The 20,774-nt window shown below is 35.8% G+C and carries 14 protein-coding genes; 11 read left to right on the top strand and 3 right to left on the bottom strand.

Annotated elements, in window-relative coordinates; genetic code table 11:
• Positions 1 to 20: 20 nt before the first annotated feature.
• The 4 genes from proS to J0J69_RS03365 all read left to right on the top strand — a co-directional run bounded on the left by proS (position 21) and on the right by J0J69_RS03365 (position 7,965).
• Positions 21 to 1,283, top strand: coding sequence for a proline--tRNA ligase (gene proS / locus J0J69_RS03380; protein ID WP_055241413.1), 1,263 nt, complete (start codon positions 21 to 23; stop codon positions 1,281 to 1,283).
• Positions 1,284 to 1,454: 171 nt separating this feature from the next.
• The gene (locus tag J0J69_RS03375; protein WP_212724852.1) at positions 1,455 to 6,044 is read left to right on the top strand and encodes a PolC-type DNA polymerase III; all 4,590 of its coding nucleotides are present in this window, start codon (positions 1,455 to 1,457) and stop codon (positions 6,042 to 6,044) included.
• Positions 6,045 to 6,181: 137 nt separating this feature from the next.
• Positions 6,182 to 6,934 (top strand): YybI family spore inner coat protein, encoded by a 753-nt coding sequence (locus J0J69_RS03370; RefSeq protein WP_055274962.1) that lies wholly within the window; start codon positions 6,182 to 6,184, stop codon positions 6,932 to 6,934.
• Positions 6,935 to 7,050: 116 nt separating this feature from the next.
• A complete protein-coding gene (locus J0J69_RS03365) occupies positions 7,051 to 7,965 on the top strand; it encodes an alpha/beta fold hydrolase (RefSeq protein WP_055274963.1) in 915 nt (304 codons plus the stop codon).
• A gap of 38 nt (positions 7,966 to 8,003) precedes the next feature.
• Here the strand turns inward: J0J69_RS03365 and J0J69_RS03360 are convergent, their stop codons facing one another.
• Entirely contained in the window at positions 8,004 to 9,299 is a 1,296-nt protein-coding gene (locus J0J69_RS03360) for an MFS transporter (RefSeq protein ID WP_212725862.1), read from the bottom strand.
• A 197-nt stretch (positions 9,300 to 9,496) separates the two neighbouring features.
• The gene (locus J0J69_RS03355; protein ID WP_055241404.1) at positions 9,497 to 11,278 is read right to left on the bottom strand and encodes a M3 family oligoendopeptidase; all 1,782 of its coding nucleotides are present in this window, start codon (positions 11,276 to 11,278) and stop codon (positions 9,497 to 9,499) included.
• A 153-nt stretch (positions 11,279 to 11,431) separates the two neighbouring features.
• Here J0J69_RS03355 and J0J69_RS03350 point away from each other — a divergent pair, with 153 nt between their 5' ends.
• The 5 genes from J0J69_RS03350 (at position 11,432) to J0J69_RS03330 (ending at position 16,251) form a co-directional block, all read left to right on the top strand.
• Complete coding sequence (locus tag J0J69_RS03350) at positions 11,432 to 12,349, top strand: manganese-dependent inorganic pyrophosphatase (protein ID WP_055241402.1); 918 nt, start codon at positions 11,432 to 11,434, stop codon at positions 12,347 to 12,349.
• Positions 12,350 to 12,491: 142 nt separating this feature from the next.
• Positions 12,492 to 13,034 (top strand): chromate transporter, encoded by a 543-nt coding sequence (locus J0J69_RS03345; RefSeq protein ID WP_055274967.1) that lies wholly within the window; start codon positions 12,492 to 12,494, stop codon positions 13,032 to 13,034.
• Positions 13,034 to 13,597 (top strand): chromate transporter, encoded by a 564-nt coding sequence (locus J0J69_RS03340; protein ID WP_055304619.1) that lies wholly within the window; start codon positions 13,034 to 13,036, stop codon positions 13,595 to 13,597. Before J0J69_RS03345 ends, J0J69_RS03340 begins: the two co-directional genes overlap by 1 nt.
• 224 nt (positions 13,598 to 13,821) lie before the next feature.
• Positions 13,822 to 14,793 carry a hypothetical protein gene (locus J0J69_RS03335; protein ID WP_212725863.1) on the top strand — a complete coding sequence of 324 codons (972 nt, stop codon included), beginning with the start codon at positions 13,822 to 13,824 and terminating at the stop codon, positions 14,791 to 14,793.
• Positions 14,794 to 15,030: 237 nt separating this feature from the next.
• Positions 15,031 to 16,251, top strand: coding sequence for a cation:proton antiporter (locus tag J0J69_RS03330; RefSeq protein ID WP_055274972.1), 1,221 nt, complete (start codon positions 15,031 to 15,033; stop codon positions 16,249 to 16,251).
• Positions 16,252 to 16,280: 29 nt separating this feature from the next.
• Here the strand turns inward: J0J69_RS03330 and J0J69_RS03325 are convergent, their stop codons facing one another.
• Positions 16,281 to 18,272 (bottom strand): aryl-sulfate sulfotransferase, encoded by a 1,992-nt coding sequence (locus tag J0J69_RS03325; protein ID WP_212725864.1) that lies wholly within the window; start codon positions 18,270 to 18,272, stop codon positions 16,281 to 16,283.
• 199 nt (positions 18,273 to 18,471) lie between these two features.
• Here J0J69_RS03325 and J0J69_RS03320 point away from each other — a divergent pair, with 199 nt between their 5' ends.
• Both J0J69_RS03320 and brnQ read left to right on the top strand, forming a co-directional pair.
• Positions 18,472 to 19,416, top strand: a complete 945-nt coding sequence (locus tag J0J69_RS03320; RefSeq protein ID WP_070099766.1) for a TRM11 family SAM-dependent methyltransferase — start codon at positions 18,472 to 18,474, stop codon at positions 19,414 to 19,416.
• A gap of 46 nt (positions 19,417 to 19,462) precedes the next feature.
• Positions 19,463 to 20,743, top strand: coding sequence for a branched-chain amino acid transport system II carrier protein (gene brnQ, locus J0J69_RS03315; protein WP_212725865.1), 1,281 nt, complete (start codon positions 19,463 to 19,465; stop codon positions 20,741 to 20,743).
• Positions 20,744 to 20,774 lie beyond the last annotated feature (31 nt).

The raw sequence follows: 20,774 nt of genomic DNA, 5'->3' as shown, positions 1-20,774 counted from the left end.
AAGCTTTAGGAGGACCAAACATGAAACAATCTATGATGTTTATTCCAACGCTACGTGAAGTACCAAGTGATGCAGAAATTCGTTCTCATCAGTTCTTATTACGTGCTGGATTTATTAAACAAGTTGCAGCAGGAGTTTATACATACTTACCTCTTGCAAAACGCGTTTTAAATAACGTTGAAGGAATCGTTCGCGAAGAGTTAGATGCGATCGGTGGAAATGAATTATTAATGCCTGCGTTACAACCAAAAGAATTATGGGATGAATCAGGACGTTGGGATGTTTATGGATCAGAGTTAATGCGTTTAACAGATCGTAATAACCGTGAATTTGCTTTAGGGCCAACACATGAAGAAGTCATTACACACGTTGTTCGTGACTTCTTAAATTCATATAAAAAATTACCATTAACAGTTTACCAAATTCAAACAAAATTCCGTGATGAAGCACGCCCTCGTTTCGGATTAATGCGTGGACGCGAGTTCATCATGAAAGATGCTTATTCATTCCATGCGACACAAGAGTCTTTAGATGAAGCGTATAATAACTTTGTTCAAGCTTATACAAACATCTTTACTCGTTGTGGATTAAACTTCCGTATGGTAGAAGCTGATAGTGGACAAATTGGTGGATCTCAATCTGCGGAATTTATGGCATTAGCTGAAATTGGAGAAGATACAATCGTCTACTCAACAACTGGATCATTTGCTGCTAATATTGAGGTAGCTGATTTACCAGTTGGAGCACCATCTCCAGACGGTGTTGGTGTCGTTGACCACGCGAAAGGAATCGAAGTTGGACACGTGTTCAAATTAGGAACAAAATATTCTGAACCAATGAATGCTGTTTTCTTAGATGAAAACCAAAAGAAACAACCAATCATTATGGGATGCTATGGAATTGGTGTTAGCCGTGTAATGATGGCAGTAATTGAACAAAATAACGATGAAAATGGAATGATTTGGCCAAAATCAATCGCTCCATTTGATGTTCATGTCGTTCCAGTTGATGTGAAAAAAGCAGATCAATTAGAAGCAGCAGAAAAAATCTATGCTGATTTAAAAACAGCAGGATTTGATGTTCTATTAGACGACCGTAAAGAGCGCGCAGGAGTTAAATTCTCTGATGCTGACTTAATCGGATTACCAATCCGAGTTACAGTTGGACGTGGTATTGCTGACGGTTTAGTTGAAGTAAAAGTTCGTCAAACAGGTGAAGTTGCTGAAGTGGCAGTTGCTGACTTAATGACATTTGTTCAAGAAAAATATGAAACATTAGCATAATTTGAAAAGTTCTCTCTTTTTGAGGGAACTTTTTTTATATCAATTAAAAAAATCCATAATAACTTAGAGTCATGGTTGGTTAAATTTTAATGATGAAATAATCGTCAAATAATGATAAAATGTATTAGTTATGACTAACTAGTCTTTTATATAGAAAAGGGGGAGCCCCGTATGCAAAAACAGATGCAAATTTTATTGGAACAAATTCAATATCCGGAGCATCAACTTTTTTTATTTGAAGAAAAAACGATTGAGAAAGTAGATGTTTTTCGTAAGCGTCAAGCATTACTTTTTCATTTAACGTTTGATACACCGCTTATTTCAGCAGCTTTTTATGAGTTTTATTCACGATTTGATCACACATTTGGTCGTATTCAAACAGTGAATCAAGCAACATTTACGATTCGTTATTTAAGTCGACCAAGTGACGAGCAAATTTTAGAATATTGGCCGCTGATGATTGAATATTTAAGCCGTCAAGATTTATTAATTCGCTGTCTTGAGAGCTTTAAAGCTTCTGTTGTAGGTGATGAGTTACAAATCGCTGTTAAGGATGAGCAATATTATAATGAAATTCAACAAAAGTATGCGACTAAGATTCAGCAAAGTTATGAACGCTTTGGGTTCCCAATTAAACAGGTTCGACCAATTTATTCAGAAGATGCTCTTTCAGATGCAGATATTTTAACAGAGCGAGAAACGTCATTACCACCAATTGTAGAAATTCCAAAGCCTATTGAACCAGAGGCGGAGCCACAAAAACCGGTTTATCGTGGTGAAGGTGGAGGTTATGGTGGAAGTCGCGGAGGATATTCGCGAAAAGAGCCAGAAGTGACAGAGACATCAATTGGAGGACCGATTAATGGAACTCCGATGAACTGTAAAGATATTGATGATGAAATGAGTCGCTGTATTTTAGAAGGATATATCTTTGATGCAGAAACACGCGATATCCGAAATGGTGAGATGATGTTAATTACAGCTAAATTTACAGATTATACGGATTCGATTTATATTAAAATGTTTGCTAAATCAGCAGAAATGAAAAAAATGGTTCCTAAAATTTTGAAAAAAGGTAATTGGGTTCGTGTGAGTGGACGTATTCAATTTGACTCATTCTCAAAAGAGTTAAGTATGATGGTAAATGCAGCAAACGTGATTGATGCTAAAACAGAACCTCGTAAAGATCTAGCACCAGAAGGTGAGAAGCGTGTGGAGCTTCATGTCCATACGAAAATGAGTGCAATGGATGGTGTAACCGATATTTCAGATTACATTAAGCAAGCGGCACAGTGGGGACATAAAGCGATTGCTTTAACGGATCATGGTGTCGTTCAGGCAATTCCTGATGCTTATCATGCTGCAAAGAAAAATGATATTAAAGTGATTTATGGCGTTGAAGGTTATCTAGTTGAAGATGAACCGAAAATTGCTTGGGATGAACAACCGTTAAATTTAAATGATGCTACCTATGTCGTTTATGACGTCGAAACCACTGGTTTTTCGACAAATTATGATGTGATTATTGAGATTGCAGCGGTAAAAATTAAAAATGGTGCGATTATTGATGAGTTTTCAGATTTTGCAAACCCTCATCGTAAACTTTCGTTAAAAACAATTGAGTTAACTCATATTTTACAAAGTGATGTTGATCATGCACCTGAACTTGAGGACGTGATGCGCCGCTTTAAAGCTTGGTCAGAAGACTGTATTTTAGTTGCTCATAATGCAGCCTTTGATATGGGGCATTTACATGCTACCTATAAACGCTTTAATTTAGGTCCATGTACAAATCCTGTCATTGATACACTGGCTGCAGCTCGTGTGATGTATCACCACCAATTTGGGGTGTATTGGAATTATGCGACAGATGCAACCATTGATGAAAAATTTAAGCGTAAGATGAAACGATTTAATTTAAAGGCGTTATCGAAATTCTTTAAGGTAGAATTAACTCAACATCACCGTGCCATTTACGATGCACGTGCCACAGGTCAAGCCTTTATCTTATTACTTAAAGATATGATGAAGCTAGGTATTAAGACGCATGATGAAATTAATAACCTAGTGGATAAAGATACATCGTTTAAGCTCGATTATTCTACGCATGTGACAGTTTTAGCAAAAAATGAAGTTGGATTTAAAAACTTATTTAAAGTCGTTTCTCAATCGATGACAAACGACTTATATGGTCAGCCACGTATTCGTCGTAGCTACTTAGAAGCTCATCGTGAAGGGTTATTAATTGGAAGTAGTTGTGTCAATGGTGAGGTCTTTGAAACAGCAATCAATAAATCATACGAGGAGTTAAAAGAAAAAGCTAAGTTTTACGACTACTTAGAAGTTCAACCCCCAGAAGTTTATTCACATTTAATTGATTTAAATTCAAAAGAGATGGCAGGGTATATTATTCAAACGATTGAACGTATTATCAAAGTCGGTGAAGAGTTAAATATTCCAGTCTGCGCCACAGGAGATGTTCATCACTTAAATCGTGAAGATAAAATATATCGTCAGATTTATACACGAACACCATCAATCGGAGGTGGACGTCATCCATTAAATCATCCAGATATTAAATCGATTCCAAGTATGCATTTTAGAACAACGGATGAGATGTTTAATGATTTCCACTTCTTGAGTGAAGAAAAACAAAAAGAAATCATTGTAACAAATCCAAATATGATTGCCGATCAATGTGAGATGATTAAAGCGATTAAAGATGAGTTATTTACGCCTGCAGATGATTTCTTAAAAGATAAAGGGATTCCAAGTATCAAAGATCGTTTAAGTGAGATGTGTTATGAGCGTGCGTATGAATGGTATGGATCAGAATTACCACAGTATGTATTAGACCGCCTCATTAAAGAATTAAATAGTATCATTGGTAATGGATTCGCTGTTATTTACTATATTTCACACATGTTAGTTAAGAAATCACTCGACGATGGGTACTTAGTAGGTTCTCGTGGTTCAGTTGGATCGTCTTTCGTAGCCACATTAATGGATATTACTGAAGTTAACCCTTTATCACCGCATTATCGATGTCCGAATTGTCTATTCTCTGCCTTTAAGATGAATGAAGATGAAAAAGGGCGTTATGGGATTCGTAAAGAAGAAGAACCATTCCAAGATATTTTAGCCAATGCGGAATCTGGATTTGACTTACCAGATGCGAATTGTCCACATTGCGGAACGAAAATGCGTAAAGATGGACATGATATTCCGTTCGAGACCTTCCTTGGATTTAAAGGAGATAAAGTTCCCGATATCGATTTAAACTTCTCAGGTGAATACCAACCCGTCGCTCATTTATATTGCCGTGAAGTCTTCGGTGATGATTTTGCTTTCCGTGCCGGAACGATTGGTACGGTTGCTGAAAAGACAGCTTTTGGGTATGTTAAAGGATTTATTGAGGATACACATAAAGAGATGCGTACCGCTGAAATTGAACGTTTAGCCAAAGGATGTGAAGGGGTTCGTCGTACATCAGGACAGCACCCGGGTGGAATTATCGTTGTACCAAACTACATGGATATTTATGATGTCACACCCATTCAATATCCAGCAGATGATCCAACAGCAGAATGGCGTACCACACATTTCGACTTCCACTCAATTCATGATAACTTATTAAAACTTGATATTCTTGGGCACGATGATCCGACGGTCATTCGTTATTTACAAGATATTTCTGGTATTGATCCAAAAGATATTCCAACAGATGATCCCGAGGTTTACAAACTGTTTTATTCAACGGAATCATTAGGTGTGACGCCAGAGCAAATTCGTTCAACGACGGGATCATATGGAGTACCTGAGTTTGGAACCCCATTCGTTCGTAACATGCTTGAAGATACAAAACCAAAAACATTTGCTGAGTTAGTTAAAATTTCGGGTCTATCACATGGAACAGATGTTTGGCTAAATAATGCGGCTGATTTAGTAGCAGGTAAGTACGATAAATTTGGTAAGATTGAATTTAAGAATGTTATCGGATGTCGTGATGATATCATGGTTTACTTAATGTATGGTGGGTTAGAACCAGCCTTAGCCTTCAAAATTATGGAGTTTGTTCGTAAAGGAATGGCAAGTAAAGTGCCAGATGGATGGAAAGAATTTGAAGAAGAAATGCGTAAGCATAATATTCCAGAATGGTATATTTGGTCATGTGGTCAGATTAAGTACATGTTCCCAAAAGCCCATGCGACAGCTTACGTTTTAATGGCAATACGTATTGCTTGGTTTAAAGTTCATCATCCAATTTATTATTACTGTGCATACTTCTCAAAACGTGCAGATGTGTTTGAAATGGAAACCATGATTAAGGGGCCAGATGCGATTCGTAAACGTCTAGATGAAATTGAAGAAAAAGGATTTGAAGCGACACCAAAAGAGAAAAACTTAGTCACGATTTTAGAAATTGCGCTTGAAATGACAGAGCGTGGCTTCTATTTCCAAAACTTTAATATTGAGGAATCACAAGCGGTTGATTTCAAAATTTCAGAAGATAAAAAATCATTAATTCCACCATTTACCGCTTTAGACGGATTAGGGGAGAACGTAGCGCGTCAAATCGTAGCTGCTCGTGAAGAAGAACCCTTTAAAACGATTAAAGACGTTCAAACACGTGGAAAAGTTTCAAAAACATTAATCGAAAAATTACAATTAATGAATGTCTTTGGAGACATGGAATTAGGGAATGATAAGCCAGCTAAAGCATCGGTTCAACCACCAAGTAACCAAATGACATTATTCTAATCTTAAGAGGTCCACTTTTGGGGGACCTCTTTTTTAATAATCATAAAATTAAATTGTTAATATATACAAAAAAATTCATAGATTCCCGTTAATCACTCATACTAAGGTTAGTTTAGATTGGAAAGGAGATTGTTGAGATGTTTTTAGAAGCTTATATTCCTCCTCAGATTGAATTAGCCGTCGAGGTTGATGCTCCTTATATTTTTGATCGTAAAATAGCGGATGTGACAGGAGATCAAGTGGATGACTTTATTTATCTTGCAGGAAATAAAAAAAGTTCAGATGCGATTTACCAAGAGGATATTACAATTTTTGTCGTTGATGGTGTGACGAGCGAAGTCACGGAAAAAACTCTTGATTTAAATGGTGGTTATGGTAGTACACTTTTTTTAGGTGATTTTAATCAAGACGATATTAATGATATTTATGTCTCAATTAGTTCTGGTGGAAGTGGAAATATTCATTATTATTACATTTATAGTTTTAAAGATAAAAAGCCAGTCCAGTTACTCGATTATAATGATTTGAATGATTTATATGATTGGAGTATTAGTTTTACGAATAACTATGGAGTCATCGTTAAAAATAACACCATTAATCAAACCTATAAACTGGATCTTTCAACAAAAGATAAAGAGCTATTAGATAAGTACTATACTCCTGAAGGAAAAGTTAAAGAAAATTTAAGAGGAGATGTGTTGCCGTTAGGTGGATTATATCCAATTATGACTCCAAGGGGACAAGATGCTTATAGCTTAGTAGCCTCACAACGAATTGTTGGAATTGCAACGGTAGATAATTTAGGTATTGTTGAAGTTTATTTAACGTATCAAGACGGGAAGTTTGTTCCTTATCAAATTGTTGTAGGAAATGAAACGGATTTCGAATAATTGATGAGAAAACAGTATAAAAGATTAAAAAACAATGGCCCAGTCTAGTGAAAGAGTTGGCTTCCCTTTGAAATTATGGTACAGTATACATATGTAATATGAAGGGGGCCACATTCTTGAAAGTTCAAATGGTAGATGGTTATGACATAGAACTTTATGTCTATGAGCCACAAGCAGAAATTCGAACACGTGGAGTGATTCAATTAGTTCATGGTTCTTGTGAACATACGATGCGTTACGAGCAGTTTATTGCTTATTTAATCAGCCAAGGCTATGTTGTTTATGCGAATGATCATCGTGGACATGGAGCATCTGTGAAGAGTGCAGATGATTATGGATATTTTGGTGAAACTAACGGATGGAGTAAAATGGTGGATGATTTAAAATCGATTAATGATTTAATTCATGCCAAACATCCAGATTTACCAATTGTTATGTTAGGTCATAGTATGGGATCATTTTTAGCAAGACATTATGCGATTGATTATGGAGAGACGATTAATGGCTTGATTTTAACTGGAACGGCACATGAACCAAAATATCAATTAGTCGCAGGAAAAATAGCTGCTAAAATAATCAAACGTATCAAAGGTTCAAGATATCGTAGTCCTTTGCTTCACCGATTATCATATGGAACCTTTAATCAACACATTGAAAATGCTAAAACGCCAAGTGATTGGATTTGTTATGATGAAAGTATAGTGAAACAATTTTGTGCTGATTCAAGTTGTGGGTTTGTTTTTACTACTGCAGGATTTGAAGATTTATTTACTGGCTTATTGTATATAACAAATGAGAAGAATATAAAAAAAATGCCATATGATTTGCCTGTTTTATTATTATCAGGTGAAGATGATCCCGTTGGTGGATATGGTCAAATGGTTATCAAAGCTTATGAAGTTATGAAAGACGCTGGATTAGTTGATATTAATTATAAATTATATCAGAAAATGCGTCATGAAATTTTAAATGAAAAAGAAAAAAACATCGTTTATGAAGAAATTCATCAATGGCTAGAAGAAGCGATATAAAATAAAAACCAGAGATTCGATCTCTGGTTTTTATTTTATTAATGAGTGGTTGTCAGCGTTGAGGAGGATTTTTCCTGTTCTTGTTTACAACTAATAAAACTAGTTAAAATCCCTAAAGCTGAAATAAATAGGAAAATAAAGAAACATAGTTTATATTGACTAGCACTGTAGTAACGGACAGCGTCTGTGCTGCTTCCGACATAAGTTAAATCAAGAAAAGTACCAATTAATAAGGTGATGAGTGAGCTTGCGATAAACTCCCCAGCATTAATAAAACTGCTAGCCAGCCCATTGTTATCAGGTGTACAGTAATTTGTAATATCAGTAAAGGATAGGATGTGTGCGGTGGCGAAAAATCCTATCATAAATAGTAAAATCGGTAGGATGGAAAGAGGTGGTTGTCCATTGGCTATGATTAAAAAGTAGATCCAACAAAGTGTCATTAGAGTCGAAGCAATGCGCTGGCAAAGTGAGATTTGATATTTAAACCAGCTTAGAATTTTATTAATACATAATGAACCAACAATTAACCCAATAAGAATAAAGGAAATATAAAATGAAGCTTTTGTTTCAGTTAGGTGATAGACAGTTGATAAATAGTTGACCCCCCAAACACCAGAAAAAGCAGTCGTACAACCGACTAATGTGAACAGGGCAAAGAAATTACGCCAAATGGAACGATTTAAGAGGACCGTTTTCAATGCTTGTTTCAAATTAATCTTTTGTGAAATACCTGTTTTTCCTTTTGCTTCGAATCCATAATCGTTAGGATGATTTTTAACATAGATAAAGATTAACAGTGAGATAATGACACAAAGGAATCCCATCCAAGTCATTGAACCACGCCACCCCATGTAAGCCACTAAAATGGCAAGTGGAAATGTAGCAAGCATCCCCCCCATATTCCCAATAAATGAAAGGAGTCCTGAAGCACGCGTAAATTCACGCTGGTTAAACCAAATACTTTGGGCTTTTAAGACAGAAATAAAAATAACGGACGTTCCAAGTCCAACAAGTAGTCGTCCCATATACGCGAGAGATATGGATGGAGTTATTCCGAGTAAAATTGATCCGATTCCTGTTAGTAAGACACCCAAACCACTTATTTTACGATATCCGTAAAGATCTAGTAACAATCCAGCAGGAATTTGCATTAAAGCATATGTATAAAAGGTTACCGAGGCAATATTACTAACTTGTGTAGCAGTTGCATTTAAGTCCGCACTCATAGGGGATGAAATGACACCCATGGATCCGCGATGGAAGAGAGAAAGGACAAATGAAAAGGTTAAAATAATCCAAATTCTCCATTTATAAAAGTTATAACTTTTCATAATGATTCTCCTTTGAAATTAAAATTCATTTACCACTTATTATGGATGATAAAGAGAAAAAAGGCAATAAAAACCATTTTTTCTATTAATTATTTTAAGGTTGCTGATAGGTTCATCTCAATTTAGTGGGAGGGAGTTTCACTGATTTAGCGAATAAAAAACAGCAACTCATCGTGGTTGCTGTTGAATAGACTTAATTAAAATCGTTTTTGAGCTAATTGTTTAAAATATTCAATATCTTCGATGATTAAATCGAGTGATTTTTTCCAAAAGGCTTGATCTTCAATATCAATATCCATTGTTTGAGCGACTTCTTTAGCCGATAGTTTACCCGTTACTGCCAAAAGGTTTTTATAAGCTTTAGGGAAGTCTTCGCCCTGTTCTTCATATTTGGCATATAGACCTTTTGCAAATAATAACCCAAAGGCATAAGGAAAGTTATAGAAGTTAGAAGAAGCATCGTAATAGTGAGGTTTACATGCCCACATATAAGGGTGTAAATAATTGGGATCAAGGCCATCACCATAGGATTCTTTTTGAGCTTTAATCATCATCTCATTTAATTCTTTAACCCCAACTGAACTTTCTTCTCGGCGTTTGAAGAGTTCAGTTTCAAATAAATAACGGCTATAAATGTCGACGATGATTTGAGTGGCGTCTGTTAATTCTTGTTCTAAAACAGCAAACGCTTGTTCCTCGTCACCACCTTTAATCGCAGCCTTTTTAACGATGGTTTCACAGAAGGTTGACGCTGTTTCAGCTAAAGGCATAGGATAACCAGAGTTTAAGATACTTTCTTCATTTAAGCAATAGCCATGAAATCCGTGTCCGAGCTCATGAGCCATCGTAATGACATCACTAAATTGATCGCCATAATTTAATAAGAAACGACTTTGTTTAATGATGTGTAAGTTTGAGCAGAAGGCACCACCTACTTTTCCTTGTTTGGGATAAACATCAATCCAAGCCCCTTCCATCGCCTCTTTGGCATACTCAGCCAGTTCGTCAGAAAAGGTTTTAAATAATTTTAGAACATATTGTGTTCCTTGTTCATAGTCAAAGGTTTGAGTGTGAGTTCCAAGTGGAGCAAATAAATCATAAAATGGAAGACCGTTTTTATGACCTAGACATTTTGCTTTTGTTTTTAGAAAGTCACGAAAATGAGGTAGGGCTTCTACGATGGCAGCGAGCATCGCATCTAATGTTTTTTTTGTGATGCGAGATTTTAAAAGTGTTTCTTCAAGGGCAGATTCATAGCCACGCCATTTACATAATGTAATGACTTCGCCTTTAATGTTGCTCAAACAAGCAGCTAAACTATCATCCACTTTTTCATAGGCTTTTAATTCAGCTTCATACGCCGCTTTACGGATATCAGGATTTTTATCGTGTGCGAGATTTCGTGCCATGGTGAGTGGCATGGATTTAACCTCATCCTGGAGCGGGACATCAACCATGAGCTTAGATGTCAACATATCTTTTAACTTTGACCACGCAATGGAACCTGTATTTTGTAATTTAGCCACAATAGCTTCTTCTTTATCACTTAATAAATGAGCGCTGAATTGTTGAATCTCATGGAATAAAAAGGAATGGTCTTTTAATGCCTCTGATTGAGATAAAAAGGAATCGATATTTTTTAAAGACCCAATCCAATGATTAACTTTTGCTTCACTTGAAGCTAAAGCACTACTTTTTTCATTTAAAATATCTGAGTATTTTAATGCTTTTTCATCACTTGTATTAGTGCTTAAAGTTAAGGAACAAAATGAGAAGAGTCGTTGAAATAAGCTGGCCATTTCAATTTGAAATTCTAGATACTCTTCTAGCTTTTTGACTTCATTTTTATCTATATTAGATAGAGATTGTGCATACGTTTCATAGCGCTTGATGAGGTCATCAACGGTATTTAAGTCATTTAAGAAGTCTTCACTTTCAAATGATTCATATAATTCTTTTAAGCTCCAAGTCGTTTCCATAAAACGCCTCCTTTATTCATTCTCTTAGTAGTCTAAACCGATTTGAGGTAAAATATGATTGAAAAATTGTAAATTTGGAGTAAAAGGCGATGAGTTTTTTAGCAATATAGTGTAAAATAAGAGAAGTGAAAATTCAGAAGGAGGAATGAATCAATGGCTACATTAGTATTCGGACATAAAAATCCAGATACGGATTCAATTACATCTACTTTAGTCATGACTGACTTACAAACAAAATTAGGTATGGACGTGAAAGCTTGCCGTTTAGGTGATGTTAATAAAGAAACTCAATACATTTTAAATCATTTCCAAGTGGAAGCTCCAACGTTAATTGAAGAAGTTACTGAAAATGATGAAGTTATTTTAGTGGACCACAACGAATTTAACCAAAGTGCAAACGGAATTGAAAAAGCAACAATCAAAATGGTTGTTGATCATCACCGTATTGCAAACTTCCAAACATCTGAACCATTATTCTATCGTGCAGAGCCAGTTGGATGTACAGGAACAATTTTATATAAAATGTATAAAGAAAATGGAATCGAAATCGAGCCTAAAATCGCAGGATTAATGGCAAGTGCGATCATTTCAGACTCATTATTATTCAAATCACCAACTTGTACACCACAAGATGAAAAAGCGTGCCGTGAGTTAGCGCAAATCGCAGGATTAGATGTTGAGACTTACGGATTAGAAATGTTAAAAGCAGGAACTGATCTTTCTGATTTAACAGCAGGTCAATTATTAGGGATTGATGCTAAAGTATTCCCAATGGGATCATCAACGGTTGAAATTGCACAAATCAACGTGGTTAGCATTGAAGATATGATGACTCGTAAAGCTGAGTTAGAAGAGCAAATGCAAGCCATTATTGCAGAAAAAGGATTAAACTTATTCGTCGCTGTCATCACAGATATCTTAAATAGTAATTCACAAGTAATCGCATTAGGTGAACGTACGGATATCGTTGAAAAAGCATTTAATGTTGAATTAACAGAAAACACAGCTTTACTTGAAGGTGTTGTTTCTCGTAAAAAACAAATCGTTCCAGTGATGGATCGTATTGCTTAATTAATAAGTATTAGGGAGGACTTTTAAAAGTCCTCTTTTTTTATTGAAAACTATTTTATCCACAAGGAATGGTTAAAATTTCTTTTAAAATATAAAATTTGAGATATAATATTGAATGAAATTATTTTTGGGAGGTTCATTTATGAACGATTATATCGATTTGTTTTGGACATTTTGTCGCATTGGTGGTTTAACATTTGGTGGTGGTTATGCCATGTTACCAATGTTACAAAAAGAAGTGGTAGAAACGAAAAAGTGGGCGACTGAAGAAGAAGTGATGGATTACTATGCTGTTGGACAATGTACGCCAGGTGTCATCGCTGTTAATACAGCCACTTTTATTGGTTATAAACATCATGGAATTTTGGGGGCGATTGTTGCAACAGCAGGTGTTGTGTTTCCATCTTTAGTGATTATTATGATTTTAGCTGCTTTTTTACAGACGTTTGCAGAATTTGAGATAGTTCAACATGCTTTTAATGGAATTCGTGTGGCTGTTTGTGTGCTTGTTTTAAATGCGGTGATTAAGTTATGGAAAGGATCTGTTATTGATAAAGTGTGTCTAGGAATCGTACTAGTTACGATTGCCATTGGAATCTTAACGAATATCTCACCGGTATTTATTGTGATTTCAGCCGCTATCGTGGGATTGTTAGTCAAAGGGAGAAAGGGAGAGAGAGCATAATGACGTATTTCATTTTATTTTTGGAATTTTTTAAGATTGGATTATTTGCCGTCGGTGGCGGACTTGCGACCTTACCTTTCTTATATGAACTAGCAGAAAAATATACTTGGTTTGATGAAGCGATGCTTGGAAACATGATTGCCGTTTCTCAATCAACACCTGGTCCAATTGGGATTAATATGGCAACTTATGCTGGCTTTAATGCGGGTGGAATTTTAGGTGGATTAATTGCAACCATTGGATTAGTTATGCCATCCGTTATTATCATTATTATTGTGGCCCATGTTTTAAATAAATTTAAAGAGAGTAAAGCTGTACAATCTGTGTTTTATGCCTTACGACCAGCTGTTACCGGACTAATTGCTGTTGCGGGATTTGGTGTGTTTAAGATTTCAGTTTTAACACTTGATAAATTTAATGTGACGCATCATTGGGCGGATTTTTTAGATTTCAAAGCAGCTCTTTTATTTATTGTTTTATACGTTATTACGAATAAAATTAATAAACATCCAATTCTCTTTATTGCAGCTGGAGCTCTGGTTGGAGTTATTATTGGATTATAACCATTTGGATAGAAGGAGAAAACCTTCTATCTTTTTTATTTCTAATAAAAAGGATTACAAACCAGTATTATCCTATATTATCTAGTTATTCATTTCTAATTGAGCTAAAAGTTATATTTTTTGTCGATTTATGAGAAAATTGTATATGAAAATATGTAAAAATACGATATATTTAGAAGAGAAAGGCATATGTGCCATTTGTAATTTGATAAGAGGTGAATTCATTGTTAAGTGAAGTTGATAAATGGAGCCAAAAATATACATGGTTCCGAAAAATGACGGTTTGTTTTTTAGTCATTTTAATTAGTAGTGTCATCGGCTTTTTCTTGACGTTATCGTCTGCATTTATTAGTACAGCTTGTTTAATTATTAGTTTCCTGTCTGTTTTAGGAATCCGAATTGGCTTAGGTAAAATGGATGAGTTTAAATCATTATACGTCAATACTGTTCCGATGATTAATCCTGAGAAAGACTTTAAAGAAGGAAGGTCTTTAGCAGAAAATGAAGAGTTGATGTTAAGTAAAGATGTCTCAGTTGCTGAGGTTGAAGCAGCACTTGAAGCTTTAGTAGAAGAAGGACAGCAATTAACACAAATCGAAGAAATAGTGGTCATCAATGAGTCTAGTCAAATTGAGGACGTAGAAGTGACTGAATTAGAAGAAATTCAAGAAGAAACAGAAGCGACTGAATTAGAAGAAACTCAAGAAGAAACAGAAGCGACTAAATTAGAAGAAACTCAAGAAGAAACAGAAGCGACTGAATTAGAAGAAACTCAAGAAGAAACAGAAGTGACTGAAGTAGAAGAAACTCAAGAAGAGACAGAAGCAGAAAAATTAGACGATGTTCAAGAAGAATCGGCCCAGCAGACACTTTCTTTAGAGGAACAGGTATTTGAGACTATTAAAATGATTTTAAGAATGAATCATTGTGAGGTCGAGAACCTATCTTTCAAGACGGTTGGAAAGTATTTAACGATTTATTTAAAGAGTCGTGTGATGATGCGTTTGAAATTAACCGGACGTAAACATTATGTTCTAACTTATTTATCTCAAGCTGAGGTTGAAGCTTTAGGATTAGTCTTTGATACGCCGGCTAAGAGCGAGGCTTATACGAGTCGTGTTCAGTTTACATCAATTGCTGTTTTAGCACAGTTAGAAGCACAGATTGTTGAATTATATAATCGCTTAGTTAAATAAACGAAAAGCATGATCATAACCAGATCATGCTTTTTTGATGGATATAAATGAAGGCGTATTCACGATTTTAATCGATGTTTCGACAAATCGTGAGCGAATTTACGTGAACGACATGTTATATTACTAGGGTTAATAACCATTCGGATATAAAGGGGGAAAGTTTGATTAGAAAAGACGAAGTCAATCAAAATTCAATAGGGAAAATGAGTAAAATCTAAGTAATGGAGATGAGTGGGTATGCTATCATATAAGTATTTATTTGATATGGCATTAATTCTGTTGAGTACAAAAGTTTTTGGTTTAGTAACGAAAAAGTTTTCGATGCCACAAGTGGTTGGAGCCTTATTAGCAGGGCTAGTATTAGGGCCTGCGATGTTAAATGTGTTACACGAAACAGATTTTATCAAGCAAGTTGCGGAACTAGGTGTCATTGTCTTGATGTTCACAGCGGGACTTGAAACAGATCTAACAGAGTTAAAAAAGACAGGAAAAGCATCATTTATTATTGCATTACTTGGAGTATTAGTTCCTTTAGTCGGGGGACTGGGCATTGCTTCTATTTTTAATCAAGAAAGTTCACCAGAAGAGGTTAGTCATTTATTACAAAATATTTTTATTGGGGTTATTTTAACGGCGACCTCTGTTAGTATTACGGTTGAAACGTTAAAAGAGTTAGGAAAATTAAATACACGTGCTGGTAATGCCATTTTAGGAGCAGCGATTATTGATGATATTTTAGGAATTGTAGCTTTGACGATTGTCACAAGCTGTGCGGATGATTCGGTTAATATTGCCCTTGTATTAGGCAAGGTTGCCTTATTTTTTGTTTTTGCGATTGGTGCGGGCGTTTTATTTTATCAGTTTTATAATCATTGGGTCAGAGCTTATCAAAAAGATATGAGACGCTTTGTGATTATTGCTTTTGTTTTTTGTTTGTTACTTTCATTTTGTGCAGAAGAATTTTTTGGTGTTGCAGACATAACGGGAGCCTTTATTGCAGGCTTGATTTTATCGAATACACCATGTGCTCAGTATATTAATTCTCGATTTGAAACGATTTCTTATATGTTACTTTCGCCCATTTTCTTTGCCAGTATTGGAATTCAAGTAGATTTAAGTGAGATGAGTAGTGAATTATTAATATTTACAGTTATATTAGTGATTATTGCTATTATATCTAAAATTATTGGTTGTGGGATAGGGGCTAAACTTTGTCAATATTCGAATCGAGAATGTGTACAAATCGGAGTTGGAATGATCTCGCGCGGTGAAGTCGCATTGATTGTTGCCAGTAAGGGAGCAGCGTTAGGATTGATGGGTGCAACCTTTTTTGGACCGGTGGTTATCATGGTCGTTGTGACCACTATTCTGACTCCGATTTTATTAAAATTAGTTTTTAGTTCTAATAAAGAATCTGATTCTGAGCTTCATAAAAAATCAAAGTTAATTCAATCATAAAAGTGGTGCTACTCAGTAGCACCACTTTTTTAATGTTGAAGATGAAGTTTATAAGAGGTTTCGTAAAGGGTTTGATTCGTGAAAAAGGAGACGGTATAGGTATCAGAGGGTAATAGACTTAAATCCGTTCGATCGATCACCCGATAAAGGTTCCCTTTTTTCAGTGCTCGTTTATAAGCGGAAGGAAGGCGAGGAACGGAATCATCCTTCGTTACCAAGAAGCAATCTGTTGGAGAAATACTATAAGTATAGCGCTCTTCATTCACATTCGTTAGGACCAGTGTTAATTCATCTGTGATTTGCTCTTTCATGAGATAGGCATCGAAAAATAGCACCGAATCAGTTAAGGTCATTGTTTGAATAAGTGATGAATCCAATCTTTTTTTAGTGAATGACTCAGGTAAAAGCGGCGTTTCTTTTTGAACGTTTAAATTAACTGAACTCAAACTTGAGATTGGAGTAAATTCGATTGTTAAATTTAAATCATTCATGTCTAAGGCTTCACTCGTATAGATATGATTAATACCTTCAGCTAAAAGTTCCATTTCAAATACAATCGATGACGCATCATGGGCATCGACCTCAAAGAGTTTCCCCCCTGTTTGATTTCCTTGTTGAATGAATCCAAATAAAACAAGCATCGACTCATTCATTGGCAAGTAATCGACTTCACTAATAATGCTTGAAAAGAGAGGCGGGTTCAACTCTTCTCCAAATGACCAAAGTTGTTCAATGGTCAAATCAGATTCATGAATTCGATAGTGGACGGCACGACTATATTGATTTAAATCTGGATACAATTTTCTAGGAAAAACACCGATATCGACATGATTGTCAAAAAGGATCAAATCCGTTGTTTCTGGATTTTGATCAAGGTCGGGTAAGACTTTGGCAGAATGTTGGGCAAATGGCCAAGAAAATGGTTCATTCACAGGTGTTAATAAATAAGGTTGTAAGCTTTCATTGACCTCATCAGGTGCTCCTAAAATCCATTTAATCTCTTTTTTCTCAGGATTGATTTTCACGACCATACTTTGTGAACGCCCTGAAGCAATGACCGACTGGTCACTTGAATCTATCATGGCATAATTGAGATGGAACCAATCATTGTAATCCCCTTTAATGGCTTGTGGTAGTGTTTGTTCAAAGCGGGAAACATCGAGATAATCTCGCAAATTAATAGTCTCTAACACATCTCCAGTATTGGAGTCGAGCAGATAGATGATATCTTCGATGTAGCGGTTATTTGATTTATCAGATGAATTGATTAAATAATCACCACCATCTGTTTCAACTAATGAATGATGACCAGCGCCAGGAATATACATTTGTTTTAAAATCTGACCTAAATAATTACGCTCAATTAATGCTTGATGATAGTAGTAAAAAGCAGGGACATCATAGGTTAATAACGTACCATCCTTTAGAGGTGTAACGGAACCGGATGAAGCTTTTTGAATCCAACGAATGTCTCCCGCTTCATCGATGAGATAGTGATAGTGATCATCCGATACTAAATAAAGTTTCGTTTGCTCTGAATTCGTTTTAAACTGGGTCACCTTTGGATGGATGGCCTGACTTGGTAAAGGATCGGTTTTAAGGTGAAGCGTATGTGTTAGTACTTCTCCCGTTTCTAAGGTAGCCTGTAAGTGAATCGTATTCATTTCATTTGCATAGAGTCCCGTTAAAATAAGAAAGTGCTCTTTTGTTGGATTGGGGGAGGTGTAAGTAAATGATAGTTGTGGGGTGTGACCGACCACTTCATAGCTGACGATGGCCTCTTCTTCTGTCTTAAACATTAGTAAATAAGAAAGGGGCGAATTTTGATAAGGATCCTTTAACAGATAAGGATTTTCTATGGTATAATTGCCCGCATCAAATTCATTTAACCAATCTTGTTCAAGTTGATGTTGAACTTCTAGAGGGGGTGACGTTGACTCAATAGTGATAGATGTAGCTTCACAACCAGCCAGTAAGGTGAATAAGAATAAAAAACTTATTTGAACTAATCGTGGGATCATAAAAAAAGTCCTCCTTAAAAAATACTTCGTTTTATTTTACTATAAAAGGATATGATATAAAAGGGATAATCCTTTTGAGATTAGGAACGGAAAAAGGGAATGTCGTTTCGTGTTTTTTTTTGTTGCAATTTACAAAGGGAGTATTTTATAATGAAACATAGCATTTATGCAACGAGATTAAAAAGAAGAGGACGACTAAATGGTGATAAACGAAGTACCGATTCAAGGTTATTTATATGTAATTAATTATGCAGAAGGTGAAGAATCGTTATGTAAGCTTGAAATGAAAGTTTTATTTGGACAAGAGTTAACGGATAAGTATCTCTTTTCTCCAATTGATATTGATCCTTCTCGTAGTGTCTTTATTAAAGAACGTTTAACGATTTTATATCGTCATGAAACGTATGAAGGTCTTTATGAGCAAGTAAAGGCGAATCCATTAAGTTATGAAACGTTTAAGTGTCTATTCTTACGATTTAAAGGGCAAACGGTAGAGTATAAGGAACGTTTAGAACGTTTAAAACGTGTTGGCTTTTTAATTGGTGGAGAAGCGGACATGTATCAACCTAAACAACTTCTTGGATTGACGGAATTAAATGGGGAATGGTTCTTTGGAACGTTAGAGCCTAATTCCAATGAATGGGTCACTCATGAAAATAAACCGCATTCTTATTCATTTTCATTAAGTGTCCGTGTTTCACGTGCCGTGGCCAATCTAGCAGTAGGGTGTGATTTGACGAAACGAATCATTGATCCATGCTGTGGTGCAGGAACGGTCGTGCTTGAAGTGTTAACCGTTGGTGGAAACATTGTAGGGAATGAATTAAATCCTAAAGTCGCATGGAAAGCGGAAGAGAACTTAAAACATTATGGTTATGAAAATGTGATTCAAATCGGAGATATTCAAGAGATTCAAGAACATTATGATTTAGCAATCGTTGATTTGCCATATGGACATTTTAATCCCATTGCACCGGAAATCCAACAAATGATTATGAATGAGGCGCGTCGCATTGCTGATCAATTAATTATTGTGACGCAAGTAAAGATGGATGAACAATTAAAAGAAGCAGGGTTTGAAATTGTGGAGCAATGCGAAGCTGTGAAGGGGAAATTTGTTCGTTATATCACGATGTGTTGTTAAATAAAAATGGATCAGAACAGCGTAGATTAGCAACTAGGAGGAAAGTATGACAAGTAAGTTATTTAAAGACTCAATAGTCATTGGGTTTGCATTATTCGCCATGTTTTTTGGTGCAGGAAATTTAATTTTCCCACCGTTTTTAGGGAATTCAGTAGGGGATCAATTCGTCCCAGCCTTATTTGGATTTTTATTAACAGGAGTGGGTCTTCCTCTTTTGGGGATTTTAGCCTGTTCACGTGCCGAAGGATCGTTTGAAAAAATAGCTTCTCGTGTTGGACCACGATTTGCGATGGTGTCAACGGCCATCTTAATTTTAGCACTTGGTCCAGTGATTGCTATTCCACGTACGGCTTCAACAACGTATGAATTAGGAATTGTAACGTTATTCCCATCGGCTAATTCATTGATCACAACAGTTGTGTTTTTTGCTGTTTGCTTATTCTTTGTTTTAAAACCAACCTCAATTGTTGATGCAATTGGAAAATTTTTAACCCCTGTTTTATTAATCGTCTTAATTTCGATTGTTGTAAAAGGAATCTTTATGCCAATTGGTGACATTGCTCCGCTTGGGATAGAAGGGACGTTTGTTTCATCGTTTAAAGAAGGCTATCAAACGATGGATGCGATTGCAGCTATGATTTTTGGATCGATTGTCTTAGCCTCAGTACAATCAAAAGGATATAAGGATCATAAGGATATCTCGAAAGTGATTATGATGGCGGGAATGATTGCCGTTTTAGGATTAGCCATCATCTATGGTGGTTTAATGTATTTAGGTGCACAAACTTCAGGTCTTGAGCATGTATCATTTACCCGTACTCAATTAGTCATGTATATTGTAAAAGAAGTATTTGGATCATTCGGAACTATCTTCTTAAGTATTTCAGCCATACTCGCTTGTTTGACGACAGCAATTGCCTTATTAAGTGCTAGTGCAGAGTTCTTTACTAAGCTCTTTAAGGGGCGTGTGCCTTATGTAGCCAATGCTATTATTTTAACGGTTATCAGTGTGTTAATGGCAACGAATGATGTCGATTCTATTGTAGCGTTAGCTGGACCGGCATTAGATGTTATTTATCCACTGGTTATCGTCTTAATCGTCTTAACTTTAATGGGACGCTTGGTGAAATCGGATCGCGTGGTCGCGTGGACGGTTTATGTCACATTAGTGGTTAGTCTTTTAACAACGCTAGTGCCAATGATGAATATCTCAAGCCTAACAGCCTTAATGACATATTTACCACTTCATGCTGCAGGACTTGGATGGATGATTCCAGCTATTTTCACGTTTATTCTGGCAACCGTTTTAACGAAATCAACGAAATAGTTTAAAGTCCCTCCTGTCAAACAACTTGACA

This window comes from Turicibacter bilis (assembly GCF_024499055.1).
GTDB lineage: Bacteria > Bacillota_I > Bacilli_A > MOL361 > Turicibacteraceae > Turicibacter > Turicibacter bilis.
The sequence above is the reverse complement of the archived record's forward strand: the minus strand, read 5'-3'. Positions and strand labels throughout refer to the sequence as shown.